Origin of the sequence: Streptomyces sp. NPDC050388, from assembly GCF_040655635.1 — a bacterium.
Classification (GTDB): Bacteria; Actinomycetota; Actinomycetes; order Streptomycetales; family Streptomycetaceae; genus Streptomyces.
The window spans coordinates 1-18,911 of sequence record NZ_JBFAKH010000047.1 but is presented as its reverse complement, the minus strand read 5'-3'; the positions used below and the strand labels follow the sequence as shown (position 1 = coordinate 18,911).

The window sequence follows — 18,911 nt, the reverse complement described above, 5'->3', positions numbered from 1 at the left end:
GACCACCACCCCTCACCGAGGCGCTCCGCGCCACAGCGCTCATCCTTGGAGGCCGCACCGTGCCGAAGTCGCCCTTCACGCACCTGCACGTCCACACCCAGTACTCGCTGCTGGACGGTGCCGCGCGGCTGAAGGACATGTTCAACGCCTGCAACGAGATGGGCATGAGCCACATCGCCATGTCCGACCACGGCAACCTGCACGGGGCGTACGACTTCTTCCACAGTGCGGAGAAGGCCGGAGTCACTCCGATCATCGGGATCGAGGCGTATGTCGCGCCCGAGTCGCGGCGCACCAAGCGCAAGATCCAGTGGGGCCAGCCGCACCAGAAGCGGGACGACGTCTCCGGTTCCGGCGGTTACACCCACAAGACCATCTGGGCGGTCGACAGCACGGGCCTGCACAACCTCTTCCGGCTCTCCTCCGACGCGTACGCCGAGGGCTGGCTGCAGAAGTGGCCCCGGATGGACAAGGAGAGCATCGCCCAGTGGTCCACCGGGCTCGTCGCCTCCACCGGCTGCCCCTCCGGCGAGGTACAGACCCGACTGCGCCTCGGCCACTTCGACGAGGCGCTCAAGGCGGCCGCCGACTACCAGGACATCTTCGGCAAGGACCGGTACTTCCTGGAGCTGATGGACCACGGCATCGACATCGAGCACCGGGTCCGCGACGGCCTCCTGGAGATCGGCAAGAAGCTCGGCATCCCGCCCCTGGTCACCAACGACTCGCACTACACGTACGCGCACGAGGCGACCGCCCACGACGCGCTGCTGTGCATCCAGACCGGCAAGAACCTCTCCGACCCCGACCGCTTCAGGTTCGACGGCACCGGCTACTACCTCAAGTCCACCGAGGAGATGTACGCCATCGACTCCTCCGACGCCTGGCAGCAGGGCTGCGACAACACCAGGCTGATCGCCGAGATGGTCGACACCACGGGCATGTTCGAGAAGCGCGACCTGATGCCCAAGTTCGACATTCCGGAGGGGTACACCGAGGTCAGCTGGTTCCGCGAGGAGACCATGCGCGGCATGCACCGCCGCTTCCCGGGCGGCATCCCGGACGACCGCATGAAGCAGGTCGAGTACGAGATGGACACCATCATCTCGATGGGCTTCCCCGGGTACTTCCTCGTCGTCGCCGACTTCATCATGTGGGCCAAGAAGCAGGGCATCGCGGTCGGCCCCGGCCGTGGCTCCGCTGCCGGCTCGATCGTCGCCTACGCCCTCGGCATCACCGACCTCGACCCGATCCCGCACGGCCTGATCTTCGAGCGGTTCCTCAACCCCGAGCGCATCTCCATGCCCGACGTCGACATCGACTTCGACGAGCGCAGGCGCGTCGAGGTGATCCGGTACGTGACGGAGAAGTACGGCGCCGACAAGGTCGCCATGATCGGCACCTACGGCAAGATCAAGGCGAAGAACGCCATCAAGGACTCCGCGCGCGTGCTGGGCTACCCGTACGCCATGGGCGACCGGCTCACCAAGGCCATGCCCGCCGACGTCCTCGGCAAGGGCATCGACCTCGACGGCATCACCAACCCCTCGCACCCGCGTTACAACGAGGCCGGCGAGATCCGCGCGATGTACGAGAACGAGCCGGACGTGAAGAAGGTCATCGACACCGCCAAGGGCGTCGAGGGCCTGGTCCGGCAGATGGGCGTGCACGCGGCCGGCGTGATCATGTCCAGCGAGCCCATCGTCGACCACGCCCCGATCTGGGTGCGGCACACCGACGGCGTGACCATCACACAGTGGGACTACCCCCAGTGCGAGTCGCTCGGCCTCCTGAAGATGGACTTCCTGGGCCTGCGCAACCTCACCATCATGGACGACGCCATCAAGATGGTGAAGGCCAACAAGGGCATCGACCTGGAGATGCTCGCCCTGCCGCTGGACGACCCCAAGACCTTCGAACTGCTCTGCCGCGGTGACACCCTCGGTGTCTTCCAGTTCGACGGCGGCCCGATGCGCTCGCTGCTCCGCCAGATGCAGCCCGACAACTTCGAGGACATCTCCGCCGTCTCGGCCCTCTACCGGCCGGGCCCGATGGGCATGAACTCGCACATCAACTACGCGGAGCGCAAGAACGGCCGCCAGGAGATCACGCCGATCCACAAGGAACTGGAGAAGCCGCTCCAGGAGGTGCTGTCGGTCACCTACGGCCTGATCGTCTATCAGGAGCAGGTGCAGAAGGCCGCCCAGATCATCGCGGGCTACTCGCTCGGCGAGGCCGACATCCTCCGCCGCGTGATGGGCAAGAAGAAGCCGGAGGAGCTGGAGAAGAACTTCGTCATCTTCCAGGCCGGCGCCCGCAAGAACGGCTACAGCGACGAAGCCATCCAGGCGCTCTGGGACGTGCTGGTGCCCTTCGCCGGCTACGCCTTCAACAAGGCGCACTCCGCCGCGTACGGACTGGTCTCGTACTGGACCGCCTACCTCAAGGCCAACCACCCCGCCGAGTACATGGCCGCGCTGCTCACCTCGGTCAAGGACGACAAGGACAAGTCGGCCGTCTACCTCAACGAGTGCCGCCGCATGGGCATCAGGGTGCTCCCGCCGAACGTCAACGAGTCCGAGTCGAACTTCGCCGCGCAGGGCGACGACGTGATCCTCTTCGGCCTGTCCGCGGTCCGCAACGTCGGCACCAACGTGGTCGAGTCGATCATCAAGAGCCGCAAGGCCAAGGGGAAGTACACCTCGTTCCCGGACTACCTCGACAAGGTCGAGGCGGTCGTCTGCAACAAGCGGACCACGGAGTCACTGATCAAGGCGGGCGCCTTCGACTCCATGGGGCACACCCGCAAGGGCCTCACGGCCCAGTACGAGCCGATGATCGACAACGTGGTCGCGGTCAAGCGCAAGGAGGCCGAGGGGCAGTTCGACCTCTTCGGCGGCATGGGCGAGCAGGAGACCAGCGAGCCCGGCTTCGGCCTGGACGTCACCTTCACCGACGACGAGTGGGACAAGACCTACCTGCTCGCGCAGGAGCGGGAGATGCTCGGCCTGTACGTCTCCGACCACCCGCTGTTCGGACTGGAGCACGTCCTGTCCGACAAGGCCGACGCGGGCATCTCCCAGCTCACCGGCGGCGACTTCGGCGACGGCGCGGTGGTCACCATCGGCGGCATCATCTCGGGCCTCCAGCGCAAGATGACCAAGCAGGGCAACGCCTGGGCGATCGCCACCGTGGAGGACCTCGCCGGTTCCCTCGAGTGCATGTTCTTCCCCGCGACCTACCAGCTCGTCTCGACCCAACTCGTCGAGGACGCCGTGGTGTTCGTCAAGGGCCGCCTCGACAAGCGTGAGGACGTGCCGCGCCTGGTCGCCATGGAACTCCAGGTGCCCGACCTGTCCAACGCGGGCACCAACGCGCCCGTCGTGCTCACCATCCCGGCCACCAGGGTCACCCCGCCGATGGTCAGCCGCCTCGGCGAGATCCTCGGCCACCACAAGGGCGACAGCGAGGTCCGCATCAGGCTCCAGGGGCCGACGAAGACGACGGTGCTGCGCCTGGACCGGCACCGGGTCAAGCCGGACCCCGCCCTGTTCGGCGATCTCAAGGTCCTCCTCGGCCCGTCCTGCCTGGCGGGCTAGGGCCCCGAGGGCCGGCGCGCGTCGGGTCGGTCGGCCGACGTGTGTGAGGAGATGCCCAAGACGTAAGAGGGGTGCGCCCGGTGACGGGCGCACCCCTCTGCATGTACCGGGGGCGCTCAACGGCCCCTCACGCGGGTGTCAGTTGTGGCCGAAGCGCTTCTGCCGGCCCTTGCGGGCGACGTCGCCGGGAGTGATCTGCGGGCCGTGCTGCTCGGTCTGCGGCTCCGCAGCGGCCGGCTGGGTCGCCTGCTGGGTGCGCGCGGCCGGCTGCTGCTTCCGTTCACGGTTCTTGTTCTTGGCCATGGTGGTGCCTCCTGTGGGGGATCTAGGGGCCAGGGCCGGGACCAGACTCACATAGCCGAATGATGGTCGCATGTCGGATAATTACCGTGTGTGACAGGGCGAGTGGGCGAAGGAAGTGTGGAAACGCCACGCCGAAGATCGAGTTCGGACCGTTAACCCCGGCACGGTCGGGCAGACTCGAAGCAAGCCCGAAGCAAACCTCCCGGAAAGAGGGTGGATCGCGTGGACCGCTGCATCGTCCTGGTGGACGCCGGGTATCTGCTGGGGGCCGCCGCCAGTCTCCTCGCCGGGGAGCCCTCGCGGTCCCGCATCACCGTCGATCACGCCGCCCTCATCCAGGGGTTGCGCGACCGTGCCGAATCCGATACGAGTCAGCCCCTGCTGCGGATCTACTGGTTCGACGGCGCCCCCGACCGCGTGCCGCAGCCCGAGCACCGTCGGCTGCGGGTGATGCCCAGGGTCACCGTTCGACTCGGAGCCCTCACGCGCAGTGACGGCCGTTGGGCGCAGAAGGGCGTGGACGCCGCCATGCACGCCGAGTTGACCGAGCTGGCCCGCAACCGCGCCTGTTCCGACATCGTCCTGGTCACCGGCGACGGCGACCTGCTGCCCGGCATGATGGCGGCCAAGGAGCACGGCGTCGCCGTCCACCTGTGGGCCGTGCAGGCCGCCGACGGCGACTACAACCAGTCCGAGGACCTGGTCGCCGAGGCCGACGAACGCCGGGTGCTGGACCGCGCGTGGATCACCAAGGCGGTGCGGGCCAAGGACTTCTCCGGGGTGTGCGCCCCGCCGCCCCCCGCCCGTCCCGACATCGCCGCGATCCTCTCCGCCCCGCTGCCGGAGTCCGCGCCGGCCGCCGAGCAGCCCGAGCAGGAACCCCCGCATCCGGTCGGCGCCGGGCACAACGGCACCGGCGAGCGGTCGCCCGCCACCAAGGGCGTACCCACCCCCAAGGATCTGGCGGCCCTCCGCGGCCCCAGTGCCCCGCCCTCCCAGCAGCCGCAGTCCGCCACCCTGCGCTGGTCCTCCGACAAGGGCTGGGTCGACCGGTCCGTCACCGAGCCCGGCGACGCCGCCTCGTTGCCGACGCTCGCCCAGCTGACCTCCGCGGAGCAGCGGTGGGCCGACCGCGAGGAGGACATCACCACGGTCGGCGGGGACCCCTTCGAGGTGGGGCAGGTCTTCGCCCGCCGCTGGGTGGACCGGCTCGGGGACCAGAGCGGCATCCAGCGACTGTCCGCCATGTACCCCCGGATCCCGCACCGCGTCGACGGCGAGCTGCTGCGCTACGCCGCCCGCTTCGGCCTGCTCGCCCACAAGGACGACCAGATCGACGAACGCGACCGGTACGCCATCCGCGCGGGCTTCTGGCGCGAGCTGGACCTGCGCACGGGGACGGAGCGCGCCGCGGCCGCGGAGTGACCGGGGGCCCGCCCGGTGTCCGCGCCGCCGCGCGACGGCGGTGGGTCCGGCGGGTGCGGCGGGTTTGTTGTCCTGACGGCGGTTCTGGGGTGGTCGGCCGACCCGGAAGCGGATCCGGGCCGCGGACCCCGTAGTCTCGTCTCTTGTGAGCACGCGCGCGGTACACGCATTCCGGCACGATGGCGACATCGTGTGCGCGGTGCGCGGGCTGACCAAGACGTATCCGGCGGCCCGCGGGCGCCGCGGAGTCCCGGCGACCCCCGAGGTCCGGGCCACCGACGACGTGACGCTCGACGTCCGGCGCGGTGAGATCTTCGGGCTGCTCGGGCCGAACGGGGCCGGCAAGTCCACCCTGGTACGACAGCTCACCGGTCTGATGCGGCCCGACCACGGCAGCGTGCGGATCCTCGGCCACGACATCGTGCGCCACCCCGAGCGCGCCGCGCGGATCCTCGCCTACCTCGGGCAGGAGTCCACCGCGCTCGACGAGCTGACGGTCTCGCTCGCCGTCGAGACCACCGCGCGGTTGCGCGGCCTCGATGCGAAGCGGGCCCGTACGGACCGGGACGCCGTCCTCGACGAACTGGGGCTCGCCCCGATCGCCGGGCGCCCCCTGAAGAAGCTGTCCGGCGGGCAGCGCCGGCTGGCCTGCTTCGCCACCGCGCTGGTGGGGGAGCGGCCGCTGCTCGTGCTCGACGAACCCACCTCCGGGATGGACCCGGTGGCGCGGCGCGCCGTGTGGTCCGCCGTCGACCGGCGCCGGGTCGAGCACGGCACCACCGTGCTGCTGGTCACCCACAACGTCATCGAGGCCGAGACGGTCCTCGACCGGGTCGCCGTCCTCGACCGGGGCCGGGTGATCGCCTGTGACAGCCCGGCCGGGCTGAAGGAGCGGGTCGCGGGCGAGGTACGGGTCGACCTGGTGTGGCGCGAGGCGGCCCCGTTGCACGTGCCCGAGGTGGCCGCGCTCGTGGACCGCGCCGTCGAGTCGGGCCGCCGCTGGACGCTGCGGCTCGCGCCCGAGGAGGCCCGTACGGTCGTCGCCACCGTCACCGGCGGCGCCGCCTTCGCCGCGCTGGACGACTTCACGCTCGCCACGCCCAGTCTGGAGGACGTGTACCTGGCGCTGGGCGGTGCCGTGCGGCAGGGACTGGTGAAGGCGTGAGCGACGGCGGGGCGCTGAGCGCACCGGGCGCCGCATCCGTACGGAACAGGGCGACTGCCGGAGCGGGTGCGAGCGGATCTCCGGCCGAACCTCCGGGGGAACCTCCGTTGGAATGGGAAGGGGAGCAGCGCGACGTGAGTGTCGTACCCGCCGATGTCCTGCCGGGCGGTGCCCTGGCCGCGGAGGAGGCCGTGCCGGAGCCGGCCGTGCTCGGGCCGCGGGCGCGGCTGTGGCCCTCACTGGCGGCCGTGTACCGGGCGCAGCTGTCCCGGGCGCGGGTGGCGCGGATCCCGTTGCTGTTCGTGGCGACCTTCCAGTCCGTCGGGATCATGATCCTGATGCGCGGGGTCGTGGACGGCGGCGGTGAGGCGCGGGCGGTGGTCGCCGGATCGTCCGTCCTGGTCGTCGCCTTCGTCGCGCTCAACCTGCTCGCGCAGTACTTCGGGCAGCTGCGGGCCGGCGGCGGCCTCGACCACTACGCGACCCTGCCCGTCCCGCCGGCGGCGGTGGTGCTGGGGGCCGCCGGCGCCTACGCCTCGTTCACCGTGCCGGGGACCGTGGTGACCGCGGCCTTCGGATGCGTGCTGTTCGGGCTGCCGCTGACACACCTGTGGGTGCTGGCCGCGGTGATCCCGCTCTCGGGAGCCGCGCTCGCCGGGCTGGGGGCCGCGCTGGGGCTGCTCGCACCGCGGGCCGAGTTCGCCACGCTCCTCGGCCAGCTGGGCATGTCGGCGGCACTGCTGCTGGGCGTGCTGCCGGCGGAGCGGATGCCGGAGGCGGTACGCCTGGCCCGGGATCTGCTGCCGTCGACGTACGGCGTCGAGGCCTTCGCGCGGACCTTCGCGCCGCATCCCGACTGGGCCCTGGTCCTGGGCGATCTCGCCGTGTGCGGGGTGGTCGGTGTGCTCTCGCTGGCCGTGGCGACCTGGGCGTACCGCAGGGCCGCTGTCCGGTGACGCGCCGTACAGCCGGGCCTGGCACGATGTCAGAGTGAGCGCACCTCTGACACCACCACCGCCTCCGCACGAACGTTTCCCGCACGGCGGGTGGCAGCCGCCGTCCGCCGGCCAGGTGGCCGCCGCGTCCGCGGACGGGTCCACCGGCCCCGGCCATACCGGGTCCACCGGGTTCGCCGGCCACGGTGGCCACACCGGCTACGGCTGGTACGGACAGGACGGCCCCGGGATGAGGACGGAACTGCGCGAGGCCGCCGTGACCGCGGTGGCGGTGGCGCTCGGCGGGGTGCTGCTCGGCGTGCTGTGGTGGTGGCTGGCGCCGCGCGTGCCGCTGACGGGCGACGTCGTGGGCGACAACTGGGTCGTCTACCTCAAGGACACCGAGGGTGAGCAGGCCATCGGGGTGGACGGGACGTTCACCCTGCTCGCCCTGGGGCTCGGCGCGGTGAGCGCGCTCGCCGTGTTCCTGGTGCGGCGGCGCGGGGGCGTGCCGCTGGTGGTGGCGCTCGGGGTCGGCGGGCTGCTCGGGTCGTTGCTGGCGTGGCGGCTCGGGGTGTGGCTCGGGCCCGCGCAGGACGTCGTCGCCCACGCGAAGGACGTGGGCAAGGGGGTGACGTTCGACGCGCCGCTGAAGCTGAACGCCAAAGGAGCGCTGCTGGCCTGGCCGCTCGCCGGGCTGGTCGTCCACCTGGGCCTGACCGCGCTCTTCGGCCCCCGTGACCCCGACCCCTTCCCGCCGGTGGACCCCTACGTCCCACAGCGGCCGGACGGCGGGGCCCCGGGGGCGTAGTGCCCCAACAGGCACCGTTCGCCCCGTCGCGACGCCCGCACACGCCCCCGAGCTCTCGGCTTTTCCCCGAGTTCTCGGCTCTGCTCCAACAGGGGACCCCATGATCAGGGAGGCACCCCCTTCGCCGCACCGCCCGAAAGCCCGAGTACGTCCAGTACGAGGGCTTCCGGGCGGCACGCCGAGAGCACACGCCCCCGAGTTCTCGGCTTCTTCCCCCTCCGAGTTCTCGGCTTCGCTCGAACAGGGGGACCCCCATGAGCAGGGGGCACCCCCATGACGCCGCTCCTTGACGGGCTGACGTGGCCCGCCGGGGCACCGGCTCCCCGGTGGGCCGGGGCGGGGCGTGCGGGGGCCCGGTTCGGGCGGGGCGCCCGTCGTGGTTCGCGCGGCCCTTCCTGGTGAGCCACTTGCGTTTACGGACGCTCTTCGACGTGACTCGTCTGATCAGCCGAAGAAGTGGGACTCGTCGAGGGCTCAGGCTCGCCCGATCGGGGCGAGTACCGCCGCGGTCAGCTCGGCCAGGTCGCCCGGGGCGAGCTCGACCTCCAAGCCGCGGCGGCCGGCCGAGACACAGATCGTCTCGTGCCGGCCTGCTGAGTCGTCCAGCACCGTGCGGAGCCTCTTGCGCTGGCCCAGGGGCGAGATGCCGCCGCGGACGTAGCCCGTGGTGCGTTCCGCGAGGGCTGGGTCGGCCATCGCGGCCCGCTTGCCGCCGACCGCCGCCGCCAGACCCTTCAGGTCCAGCTGCCCCGCCACCGGGACCACCGCCACCGTCAGCGCGCCGTCGACGTCCGCCACCAGCGTCTTGAAGACGCGGTCCGGGGAGACGCCCATCGCCTCGGCCGCCTCCTCGCCGTAGGACGGGTGCGCGGGGTCGTGGTCGTAGGAGTGGACCGTGAACGGCACCCCCGCCGCGGTGAGTGCCACCGTCGCGGGCGTACCGCCCGGCTGCTGCTTCTTGGACTTCTTCGCCATTCCTGCCCCTGCCCCTGGACCTGCCGCTGCCTCTGTTGCCTCAGTTGAGATTCGTCGGTCCGCGGGTCAGCTCTGCCGCGGGCAACGACGGCAGGTGGCGGATGATGGCCGTCTCCGTGCGCAGGAGCCTCAGCTCGTCGCGGAGCCGGGACGCCGTGTCCGGTGCCTGCAGCAGGCGCTGCTTCGTCGGCGTGTCGAGCATCATCGCGGCGGCGACCAGATACGACACCACCCCCGGCTCGTCCGGCAGTTCCGCGCCGGTCGCCAGCGACCGCTCCCGCGCCCCCGCCAGCCGCTTCTGGTACTGGCGGAACGCCCGCAGCACCCCCTCCGCGAGGGCCCCCGCCTCCTCACCGGGCTCCTCGGCCACCGGTTCCAGCTCGGCCGTCAGGAACGGTCCGGAGGCGTCGACCGACAGCAGGCGCATCCGGGTCGTCCCGGTCGCCAGCACCTCGAAGGTGCCGTCGGGCCGCTCCCGGATCGTGGCCGCGTCGGCCACACAGCCCACCTTGTGGAAGGCCCGCAGCGGGTCCGGACCGAAGCCCGCCGCCGGGCCCCGCTCGGGTACGGCCGTCGGGTCGGGCATGCCGGGGGCGCTCGGGGCGACCTCGTGGCCGTCGCGGATCGTCACGACGACGAACCGGCGTGGCTCGTCCTCGGGGGTCTTCAGAAGCTCGCGCATCATGGCGCGGTAGCGCTCCTCGAAGATGTTGAGCGGAAGCACGAGCCCCGGGAACAGCACCGAGTTCAGGGGGAAGAGCGGGAGCCGGACGGTGGTCACGACGTAAAAGCCTAATGGTCGCCGGAGCGGACCCGGCCGCCCCGTTCACTCCGTGGATGCCCGGAGCCCGGTGTGAAGGCGCCGGAGAGGGTGGCGGCGGGACCGGCGGCCACCGCCGCGTACACGTCCCGGCGCACCTCCAGGAACCGGCCGAGGGGATCGTCCGCGTCCCGGTCCCAGGGCGAGGAGGTGGCGTACGGGCCGGTGAGGCGCAGTTGCTCCAGGGCGTCCGGCCATCGCTCCAGGCGCAGGAGGACGTAGACCAGCAGGTTGCGCAGCTCGGCCGAGCGGGGGTGGGACGCCGGAAGCCGGGCGGACAGGGACGCGGCGCGGTCGGCCGCCGCCTCGAGCCGGGCGCGCGGTACCTCGGGGCCGCAGCCGTCGGTGAGGTAACCGAAGGTCGCCCACAGCGGCAGCGCCTGCGTGAGCGAGCCCTCCGGCGCGTCCTGCGCGGCCTGGTCGGCGAAGTCGAAGCACTCGCGGTGCGCGCCGTGCCAGGAGGACGCCAGGTAGCGCAGGGCCGCCACATGGCAGCCGTAGTGGTGCGGGGCGCGGCGGACCGCCGCCTCCCACAGCTCCTGGAAGTACCGGTGTCCGGCGCGTGCGCCGCGGGCGTGGTCCAGGGCGAGCCGCCACGGCACGGGGTCGCGGTGGTCGGCCCGGGCGGCTGCCGTGATCAGCGGGCTCACCTCGCGCAGCGCTTCGGCGCGCGCCGGTGAGTCCCAGGCGCGGTGCACCGCCCGCTGGGCGTCCACGAGCAGCCCGTCGGGGTCGTGCGGGTCGAGGGCACGCCAGGTGTCCAGCCACTCGGGGCGCGAGAGCGCGAAGGCCGCGAGCTTCCGCACCTTCCGGTCGCGGTGCTCCCAGGCCCCGCTGTGCCGGGTGGCGGCGAGCAGTTCGGCGGCGGGCGTGGGATCGCCGGCGGCGGCCCCGACCAGTGCCGGACCCAGCTCCTCGTCGGGCGCGTCGAGGAGCACCTCGTCGTCGGCGGGCAGCGCAGGGACGATGGGCGAGGCGGTGCCCGTCTTTCCTCGCACCCGGGACACGCGGGTGAACGCATACAGCAGAGCCATGGTGTCGACCATTGAAAGACCGCAGGTCACAGCAGCGCCAGACCCTTCACGGAAGTCGCGGAAAGTTGTACGCCAACCGGTCAAGGCCGGGTAAAAAGCCCCGGGCCCGCCGGGACTGCCGGAGCCGCGGGGAGTGCTGTCGGGACTGCGCCGGGCAGGGCCGGTCAGAGGCGGCGCAGGGTTCGGGTGGCCCCCGCCGCCACCGTGGTGGCGAGGATCCAGCCCAGCAGGATGAACGCCGCCGCGAGCCACTGCCAGCCGCCGCGCAGCTGCCAGAACCCCACCTGGCCCAGATCGATCACCGGCAACAGCAGGTCCAGGGCGAAAAGGGCGGGATTCCACGTCGGATGCTCGCCGTCCTTGATGGGCGGATGGTGCGCGTGTGCGAACGCCAGTGAGCCACCCGCCCACAGCACCGCCATCCACACCGCGGCCCGCCCCGGCCGGTAGCCGTAGGCGACCGTCCAGTCCTGCGCGTAGCCCCACAGCTTGGCCGCCACCGGCAGGCTCTCGCGGCGCCTGCGCTGCTTGGCGAGCAGCACCTCGCGGGCGTCCTCGTCCTCGCCGCCCGCCCGCAGCACGGCGGCCAGCCGCTCGTACGGCTCCGGGGTGTACTCGGCGCTCGCCGCGGCCACCCACTCCAGCCGCTCCGCCAGCGAGAACGGCCCGCGCGGCACGAGGGTCTCGTAGGCGAAGCCGCCCATGTGCAACCGACCGGGCCCCGGCCAGCTGTCCGCCCGGTCCACCAGGTTGACCACCCGCGCTCCCGACAGCGTCACCCGCCCGCGGGCCGGCCGCTCCCCGAGGAACCGCAGCTCCGGCGTCTGCACCCGGCGCAGCGACAGCTCCTGGTCGTCGGTCAGGGTGAACCGGGCCCGCTCGAAGTCGACCGCGTCCCCGAACCGCCCGTCGTCCAGCCGCACCCCGCCCCGGCACTCGAACCGCTGTATCCGCGTCCCGCGCGCCGGTGTCATCCCGCTCCTCGCCTGGGCACCGACCCCGGCGGGCGTCAGGTACAGCGACCGCTCGACGGTCAGCTGGGGCGCGTTCAGCGCGAGCCGGGCGGACGGATTGTCCAGCAGGGCCCCGCGCAGGCTCAGCGAGACACCTATCTGCGCGGTCCGCAGGCTCAGTTCGCCGTGCGACTCCAGCAGCTCGGCCTGGAGGTCCTGGCCGACGGTCATGCCGTCCGCGGCGATCGAGCGGCCGCTGCGGTCGCGGTGCACGATCGCCTGGTTGAGCAGCAGATCCGTACCGATCTGGGCGTCGGTCAGCCGTATGCCGCCCGGGAACCGGCAGCGCGGCAGATGCAGATCGCCCTCCGTCTGCAACCGGGCCGCCTCCAGGCGCGGCACCGAGCAGTCCACCAGCCGCATCGTGGTGAACCGGGCCTCCGGCAGCAGCACGTCCCGCTCGAAGCGGCAGTCGCGCATCTCGACGTACGGCGCCACCGTGCCGCCCGCGAGGTCCAGCACACCGCTGATCCGCACTCCGACCAGCTTCAGTGAGGAGACCCGCCCGGCCAGCGGGGGCGGTCCGTCCAGCAGGAGCCAGCACACGACGCGGGCCCGCACGGTCCGCTCGGGCCCCCACGGGTGCCCTCCGTGCGGATCGTCGACGACGCCGTCCCCGCTGCTCAGGTCGTACACGCTGCCGTTGCGGAAGGCCTGCCACATACCCGCCTCCACGGCGGTCAGGTCGTCCGGCGGCTCCCCGGTGCGCGGCCCCGCCCCCTCGGTCACGTCCTTCACCCTTCCTCGAGTATTTCCTCGGGTGTCTCCTCGGGCTCTTCCCTCGGATACGTGCGAGTTCGTCTCTTCGCGCAACTCGTACAACGGGTCATGCCCACCCGGTGACCTTTCGAACACAGAAAGTAAGGAGGATCTTCTCGGTGTGCACAATGCGTCACCACGAGGGACTCGTATCAGCCACTGGAACGCTCACACGGCGTCGGGCGCGGGTCTGAGAGAATTGACCCCGTGATCTCCCGAATCGATCTGCGCGGCGACGCCCTCCCCGAGGGCCCCGCCCTGCGCGACCTGCTGCCCCGAGCCGACTTCGACGTCGCGGCCGCCCTGGAGAAGGTGCGGCCCATCTGCGAGGACGTGCATCATCGGGGCGACGCGGCGCTGATCGACTTCGCCGAGCGGTTCGACGGCGTGCGTCTGGAGTCCGTCCGGGTACCGGCGCGGGCCCTCGCCGACGCGCTGGAGCAGCTGGACCCGGCCGTGCGCGCGGCCCTCGAGGAGTCCATCCGCCGTGCCCGCCTCGTCCACCGCGCGCAGCGCCGCACCGCCCACACCACCCAGGTCGTGCCCGGCGGCACGGTCACCGAGAAGTGGGTGCCCGTCGACCGCGTGGGCCTGTACGCGCCCGGCGGCCGGTCCGTCTACCCGTCCTCCGTGATCATGAACGTCGTCCCGGCCCAGGAGGCCGGCGTCGAGTCGATCGCCCTGGCCTCGCCGGCCCAGAAGGAGTTCGGCGGCCTGCCGCACCCGACGATCCTCGCCGCGTGCGCGCTGCTCGGCGTCGACGAGGTGTACGCCGCGGGCGGCGCCACCGCCGTCGCGATGTTCGCGTACGGCACCGAGTCCTGCCCGCCCGCCCCCATGGTCACCGGCCCCGGCAACATCTGGGTCGCCGCCGCCAAGCGCTACTTCACCGGCAAGATCGGCATCGACGCCGAGGCCGGCCCGACCGAGATCGCGATCCTCGCCGACGCCACGGCCGACCCGGTGCACGTCGCCTCCGACCTGATCAGCCAGGCCGAGCACGACCCGCTGGCCGCCGCCGTCCTCGTCACCGACTCCGCGGACCTCGCGGACGCAGTGGAGAAGGAACTGGAGCCGCAGGTCAAGGCCACCAAGCACATCGAGGACCGGATCGTCCCGGCGCTCGCCGGTCGGCAGTCCGCGATCGTGCTGGTCGACGGCCTCGACGAGGGCCTGCGCGTGGTCGACGCCTACGGCGCCGAGCACCTGGAGATCCAGACCGCCGACGCCGCCGCGCTCGCCGAACGGGTGCGCAACGCCGGCGCGATCTTCGTCGGCCCCTGGTCCCCCGTCTCCCTGGGCGACTACGCGGCCGGCTCCAACCACGTCCTGCCCACCGGCGGCTGCGCCTGCCACTCCTCGGGCCTGTCCGTCCAGTCCTTCCTGCGCGGCATCCACATCGTCGACTACACCGAGGACGCGCTGGCCGACGTCGCGCACCACGTGGTCACGCTGGCCGAGGCGGAGGACCTGCCCGCGCACGGCGCGGCGATCAAGGCGAGGTTCGGCTGGAAGGTGCCCGAGAGCAAGTGAACGAAACGAACGTCACCATCGACGATCTCCCCGTACGGGACGAGCTGCGCGGCAAGTCTCCCTACGGCGCGCCCCAACTGGACGTCCCCGTACGGCTGAACACCAACGAGAACCCCTACCCGCTGCCCGAGCCGCTCGTCGAGCGGATCGCCGAGCGGGTCCGCGAGGCCGCCCGGCACCTCAACCGCTACCCCGACCGGGACGCGGTCGAGCTGCGCACCAGGCTGGCCGAGTACCTGACGAAGACCGGCTCGCACCCCGTCGACGTCCGGAACGTCTGGGCGGCCAACGGCTCCAACGAGGTCATCCAGCAACTGCTGCAGACCTTCGGCGGGCCCGGCCGCAGGGCGATCGGCTTCGAGCCGTCGTACTCGATGCACGGACTCATCGCGCGCGGCACCGGCACCGAATGGATCTCCGGCCCCCGGGGCGACGACTTCACCGTCGACGTGCCCGCCGCCGAGAAGGCGATCGCCGAACACCGCCCGGACGTCGTCTTCGTCACCACCCCCAACAACCCCACCGGCAACGCGGTCCCGGCCGAGACGGTCCTCGCCCTGTACGAGGCCGCCCAGGCGGCCAAGCCGTCGATGCTGGTCGTGGACGAGGCGTACGTCGAGTTCAGCCACGGCGACTCACTGCTGCCGCTGCTCGAGGGACGCCCGAACCTCGTCGTCTCCCGCACCATGTCGAAGGCGTTCGGCGCGGCCGGCCTGCGCCTCGGCTACCTCGCCGCGCATCCGGCGGTCGTGGACGCCGTGCAGCTCGTCCGGCTGCCCTACCACCTGTCGGCGATCACCCAGGCGACCGCGCTGGCCGCCCTGGAGCACACCGACACGCTGCTGAAGTACGTCGAGCAGCTGAAGCGGGAGCGGGACCGGCTGGTCACCGAACTGCGCGGCCTCGGCTACGACGTGACCGCGTCCGACGCGAACTTCGTCCAGTTCGGCACGTTCGCGGACGCCCACGTGGTCTGGCAGAAGATCCTCGACCGGGGCGTCCTGGTCCGGGACAACGGCGTACCGGGACGGCTGCGGGTCACCGCGGGCACCCCGGCCGAGAACGACGCGTTCCTCGACGCGGCCCGTGAACTGGTCAGTTACGTGGGGGCCACCCCCACACCCCCTAAGGAGCAGAGCGAATGAGCCGCGTAGGACGCGTGCAGCGGACGACGAAGGAGACGTCGGTCCTCGTCGAGATCGACCTCGACGGCACCGGAAAGACGGAGATCTCCACCGGGGTCGGTTTCTACGACCACATGCTCGACCAGATCGGCCGGCACGGTCTGTTCGACCTGACCGTGAAGACCGAGGGCGACCTGCACATCGACTCCCACCACACCATCGAGGACACCGCCCTCGCCCTCGGCGCCGCCTTCAAGCAGGCGCTCGGCGACAAGACGGGCATCTACCGCTTCGGCAACTGCACGGTCCCCCTGGACGAGTCCCTCGCCCAGGTCACCGTCGACCTGTCCGGCCGCCCCTACCTCGTGCACACCGAGCCCGAGAAGATGGCGCCGATGATCGGCGAGTACGACACCACGATGACCCGGCACATCCTGGAGTCCTTCGTCGCCCAGGCCCAGGTCGCCCTGCACGTGCACGTGCCCTACGGGCGCAACGCGCACCACATCGTGGAGTGCCAGTTCAAGGCGCTGGCCCGGGCCCTGCGGTACGCGTCCGAACGCGACCCCCGCGCGGCGGGCATCCTGCCCTCCACGAAGGGCGCCCTGTAAGCATGAACGGCCTGTCCACCGCCCTGATCGTCGTCGGCCTGTTCTTCGTCGGCGGGGTCGTCTCGTTCATCAAGCAGAAGATGCCCAAGGGTGTCGTCGTGGTGCTCGCGATCGGCGCCGCGATGTGTCTCGCCGCCGGCGTCCTGCGGCTGGAGGTGTGACCGTGAGCTCCACCAAGCGGGTCGTCGTCTTCGACTACGGCTTCGGCAACGTCCGCTCCGCCGAACGCGCCCTCGCACGTGCGGGCGCCGACGTGGAGATCACCCGCGACTTCGACACGGCGATGAACGCCGACGGCCTGCTCGTCCCCGGCGTCGGCGCCTTCGCCGCCTGCATGAAGGGCCTCAGGGAGGCCAGGGGCGACTGGATCATCGACCGCCGGCTGGCCGGCGGCCGGCCCGTGATGGGCATCTGCGTCGGCATGCAGATCCTGTTCGCGCGGGGCATCGAACACGGCGTCGAGACCGAGGGCATGGACGAGTGGCCCGGCTCGGTCGAGCCGCTGCGGGCCGACATCGTGCCCCACATGGGCTGGAACACCGTGGACGTGCCGGCCGGCTCCGAGCTGTTCGCCGGCCTGGACGCGGACGCCCGCTTCTACTTCGTGCACTCCTACGCCGTCCACGACTGGACCCTCCCGGCGGACAACCCGGTGATGCGGGCGCCGACGGTCACCTGGTCCACGCACGGCAAACCGTTCGTCGCCGCGGTGGAGAACGGTGCCCTGTGGGCGACGCAGTTCCACCCCGAGAAGTCCGGCGACGCCGGCGCCCAGCTCCTCACCAACTGGATCGGAACCCTGTAGCGACATGGCCAAGCTCGAACTCCTCCCCGCCGTCGACGTCCGCGACGGCCAGGCCGTCCGCCTCGTGCACGGCGAGTCCGGCACCGAGACCTCCTACGGATCCCCCCTGGAGGCCGCGCTCGCCTGGCAGCGCTCGGGTGCCGAGTGGCTGCACCTGGTCGACCTGGACGCCGCGTTCGGCACCGGCGACAACCGCGAGCTGATCGCCGAGGTCGCCCGCGCCATGGACATCAAGGTGGAACTGTCCGGCGGCATCCGCGACGACGCCTCCCTGGCCGCCGCCCTGGCCACCGGCTGCACCCGCGTGAACCTCGGCACCGCCGCCCTGGAGACCCCCGAATGGGTCGCCAAGGTCATCGCCGAGCACGGCGACAAGATCGCCGTCGGCCTCGACGTGCGCGGCACCACCCTCCGCGGACGCGGCTGGACCCGGGACGGCGGCGACCTCTACGAGACGCTGGAGCGCCTCAACAAGGAGGGCTGCGCGCGGTACGTCGTCACCGACATCGCCAAGGACGGCACCCTCCAGGGCCCGAACCTGGAGCTGCTGAAGAACGTCTGCGCCGCCACCGACCGCCCCGTGGTGGCCTCCGGCGGTGTGTCCTCGCTGGACGACCTGCGGGCCATCGCCGAGCTCGTCCCGCTCGGCGTCGAGGGCTCCATCGTGGGTAAGGCCCTGTACGCGAAGGCGTTCACCCTGGAAGAGGCCCTGGAGGCCACGTCGTGAAGAAGGACGCGGTGCGATGACGGCCGAAGCCGTACGGCGCGTGCGGGGCGAGAGCCCCTGGGAGGACTCCTTCGGCTGCGCACGCGCCGTCGCGGCGGGCGACCGCGTCCTGGTGGGCGGCACCACCGCGTTCAAGGGCGACGTGCTGTACGGGGAGGGCGACCCGTACGAACAGGCCAGGGTCGCCTTCGGCACCGCCCTGGAGGCGATCGCCGAGTTCGGGCTCGGCGTCGACTCCGTGATCCGCACGCGCGTGCACATCGCGCACTCGCGGGACATCGACGCGGTGGGCCGCGCCCACAAAGAGCTGTTCGACCCGGTGCGCCCGGTGACCAGCCTCCTGGTGGTGGAGGGCTTCATGGACTCGCGCGTACTGGTGTCGGTCGAAGTGGAAGCATTCCGAGGACAGCAGAGGCACTCGGCGGACATAGAGGAGCACGGTTCATGACCCTGGCGGTCCGAGTCATCCCCTGCCTGGACGTGGACGGCGGCCGGGTCGTCAAGGGCGTCAACTTCCAGAACCTGCGGGACGCGGGCGACCCCGTCGAGATGGCCAAGGTGTACGACACCGAGGGCGCCGACGAACTGACGTTCCTGGACATCACCGCCTCGTCGGGCAACCGCGAGACGACCTACGACGTGGTGCGCCGCACCGCCGAGCAGGTGTTCATCCCACTGACCGTGGGCGGCGGCGTCCGCACCGTCGAGGACGTGGACAAGCTGCTGCGGGCGGGCGCCGACAAGGTCGGCGTCAACACCGCGGCGATCGCCCGCCCGGACCTCATCCGGGAGATCGCCGAACGCTTCGGCCGCCAGGTCCTCGTCCTGTCGGTCGACGCCTGCCGCACCGGGTCCACCGAGTCCGGTGAGCCCGGCGGTTCCTTCGAGGTCACCACGCACGGCGGCCGCCGGGGCACCGGCATCGACGCCGTGGAGTGGGCGCACCGGGCCGCGGAGCTGGGCGCGGGCGAGATCCTGCTCAACTCCATGGATGCGGACGGCACCAAGGACGGCTACGACCTGGAGATGATCGCCGCCGTCCGCAAGCACGTCACCGTGCCGGTGATCGCCTCGGGCGGCGCCGGCCGGCTCACCGACTTCCCGCCCGCGGTCGCCGCGGGCGCCGACGCGGTCCTCGCCGCCTCGGTGTTCCACTTCGGCGACCTGCGCATCGGCCAGGTGAAGCAGACGCTGCGGGAAGCGGGTCACCCGGTCCGGTGACACCCCGCCCCGTAGGGCAGTTGGCCCCGGCCCCATTCAGGGGGCCGGGGC

The 18,911-nt window shown here is 71.7% G+C and carries 18 protein-coding genes; 13 read left to right on the top strand and 5 right to left on the bottom strand.

The features are described 5' to 3' along the window. Positions 1 to 59 precede the first annotated feature (59 nt). Positions 60 to 3,599: a DNA polymerase III subunit alpha gene (dnaE, locus tag AB0I73_RS25175; protein ID WP_363040896.1), complete on the top strand. Its 3,540-nt coding sequence runs from the start codon at positions 60 to 62 to the stop codon at positions 3,597 to 3,599. A gap of 138 nt (positions 3,600 to 3,737) precedes the next feature. Here dnaE and AB0I73_RS25170 read toward each other — a convergent pair whose 3' ends face one another. Further along, positions 3,738 to 3,902, bottom strand: a complete 165-nt coding sequence (locus AB0I73_RS25170) for a hypothetical protein (RefSeq protein WP_363040894.1) — start codon at positions 3,900 to 3,902, stop codon at positions 3,738 to 3,740. Between the two features lie 222 nt (positions 3,903 to 4,124). On the opposite strand from AB0I73_RS25170, the gene AB0I73_RS25165 reads away from it, so the two are divergent. The 4 genes from AB0I73_RS25165 (at position 4,125) to AB0I73_RS25150 (ending at position 8,238) form a co-directional block, all read left to right on the top strand. Further along, positions 4,125 to 5,327: an NYN domain-containing protein gene (locus AB0I73_RS25165; RefSeq protein WP_363040892.1), complete on the top strand. Its 1,203-nt coding sequence runs from the start codon at positions 4,125 to 4,127 to the stop codon at positions 5,325 to 5,327. Between the two features lie 190 nt (positions 5,328 to 5,517). After that, positions 5,518 to 6,492 (top strand): ABC transporter ATP-binding protein, encoded by a 975-nt coding sequence (locus tag AB0I73_RS25160; RefSeq protein WP_363040956.1) that lies wholly within the window; start codon positions 5,518 to 5,520, stop codon positions 6,490 to 6,492. Between the two features lie 134 nt (positions 6,493 to 6,626). Further along, positions 6,627 to 7,448, top strand: a complete 822-nt coding sequence (locus AB0I73_RS25155; RefSeq protein WP_363040890.1) for an ABC transporter permease — start codon at positions 6,627 to 6,629, stop codon at positions 7,446 to 7,448. Positions 7,449 to 7,482: 34 nt separating this feature from the next. Next, positions 7,483 to 8,238, top strand: coding sequence for an AAA family ATPase (locus tag AB0I73_RS25150; RefSeq protein ID WP_363040888.1), 756 nt, complete (start codon positions 7,483 to 7,485; stop codon positions 8,236 to 8,238). Between the two features lie 474 nt (positions 8,239 to 8,712). On the opposite strand, the gene ybaK is transcribed toward AB0I73_RS25150, so the two are convergent. The 4 genes from ybaK to AB0I73_RS25130 all read right to left on the bottom strand — a co-directional run bounded on the left by ybaK (position 8,713) and on the right by AB0I73_RS25130 (position 12,809). Next, entirely contained in the window at positions 8,713 to 9,213 is a 501-nt protein-coding gene (gene ybaK / locus AB0I73_RS25145) for a Cys-tRNA(Pro) deacylase (RefSeq protein WP_363040886.1), read from the bottom strand. 40 nt (positions 9,214 to 9,253) lie between these two features. Further along, positions 9,254 to 9,994: an LON peptidase substrate-binding domain-containing protein gene (locus AB0I73_RS25140; RefSeq protein ID WP_363040884.1), complete on the bottom strand. Its 741-nt coding sequence runs from the start codon at positions 9,992 to 9,994 to the stop codon at positions 9,254 to 9,256. Positions 9,995 to 10,005: 11 nt separating this feature from the next. Next, positions 10,006 to 11,079 (bottom strand): hypothetical protein, encoded by a 1,074-nt coding sequence (locus AB0I73_RS25135; protein WP_363040882.1) that lies wholly within the window; start codon positions 11,077 to 11,079, stop codon positions 10,006 to 10,008. A 152-nt stretch (positions 11,080 to 11,231) separates the two neighbouring features. Beyond that, positions 11,232 to 12,809, bottom strand: a complete 1,578-nt coding sequence (locus AB0I73_RS25130) for an oxidoreductase (protein ID WP_363040880.1) — start codon at positions 12,807 to 12,809, stop codon at positions 11,232 to 11,234. Between the two features lie 237 nt (positions 12,810 to 13,046). Here AB0I73_RS25130 and hisD point away from each other — a divergent pair, with 237 nt between their 5' ends. Genes hisD through hisF form a run of 8 tightly spaced genes read left to right on the top strand, consistent with a single transcriptional unit; the run spans position 13,047 to position 18,860 of the window. Beyond that, positions 13,047 to 14,372, top strand: coding sequence for a histidinol dehydrogenase (gene hisD, locus AB0I73_RS25125; RefSeq protein WP_363040878.1), 1,326 nt, complete (start codon positions 13,047 to 13,049; stop codon positions 14,370 to 14,372). Next, on the top strand, positions 14,369 to 15,517 hold the full coding sequence (locus AB0I73_RS25120; protein WP_363040876.1) for a histidinol-phosphate transaminase: 1,149 nt from the start codon (positions 14,369 to 14,371) through the stop codon (positions 15,515 to 15,517). The genes hisD and AB0I73_RS25120 overlap by 4 nt, the downstream gene beginning before the upstream one ends. Then, positions 15,514 to 16,107, top strand: a complete 594-nt coding sequence (gene hisB, locus AB0I73_RS25115; protein WP_109380568.1) for an imidazoleglycerol-phosphate dehydratase HisB — start codon at positions 15,514 to 15,516, stop codon at positions 16,105 to 16,107. Before AB0I73_RS25120 ends, hisB begins: the two co-directional genes overlap by 4 nt. 2 nt (positions 16,108 to 16,109) lie before the next feature. Continuing rightward, positions 16,110 to 16,268: a hypothetical protein gene (locus AB0I73_RS25110; RefSeq protein ID WP_363040874.1), complete on the top strand. Its 159-nt coding sequence runs from the start codon at positions 16,110 to 16,112 to the stop codon at positions 16,266 to 16,268. Further along, positions 16,265 to 16,912, top strand: a complete 648-nt coding sequence (hisH, locus tag AB0I73_RS25105) for an imidazole glycerol phosphate synthase subunit HisH (RefSeq protein WP_363040872.1) — start codon at positions 16,265 to 16,267, stop codon at positions 16,910 to 16,912. Before AB0I73_RS25110 ends, hisH begins: the two co-directional genes overlap by 4 nt. Positions 16,913 to 16,916: 4 nt before the next feature. Beyond that, positions 16,917 to 17,639, top strand: coding sequence for a bifunctional 1-(5-phosphoribosyl)-5-((5-phosphoribosylamino)methylideneamino)imidazole-4-carboxamide isomerase/phosphoribosylanthranilate isomerase PriA (gene priA, locus AB0I73_RS25100; protein WP_109380570.1), 723 nt, complete (start codon positions 16,917 to 16,919; stop codon positions 17,637 to 17,639). Positions 17,640 to 17,655: 16 nt separating this feature from the next. Continuing rightward, entirely contained in the window at positions 17,656 to 18,087 is a 432-nt protein-coding gene (locus tag AB0I73_RS25095; RefSeq protein WP_363040869.1) for a Rid family hydrolase, read from the top strand. Continuing rightward, positions 18,084 to 18,860, top strand: a complete 777-nt coding sequence (gene hisF / locus AB0I73_RS25090; RefSeq protein ID WP_363040867.1) for an imidazole glycerol phosphate synthase subunit HisF — start codon at positions 18,084 to 18,086, stop codon at positions 18,858 to 18,860. Before AB0I73_RS25095 ends, hisF begins: the two co-directional genes overlap by 4 nt. Positions 18,861 to 18,911: the final 51 nt, after the last annotated feature.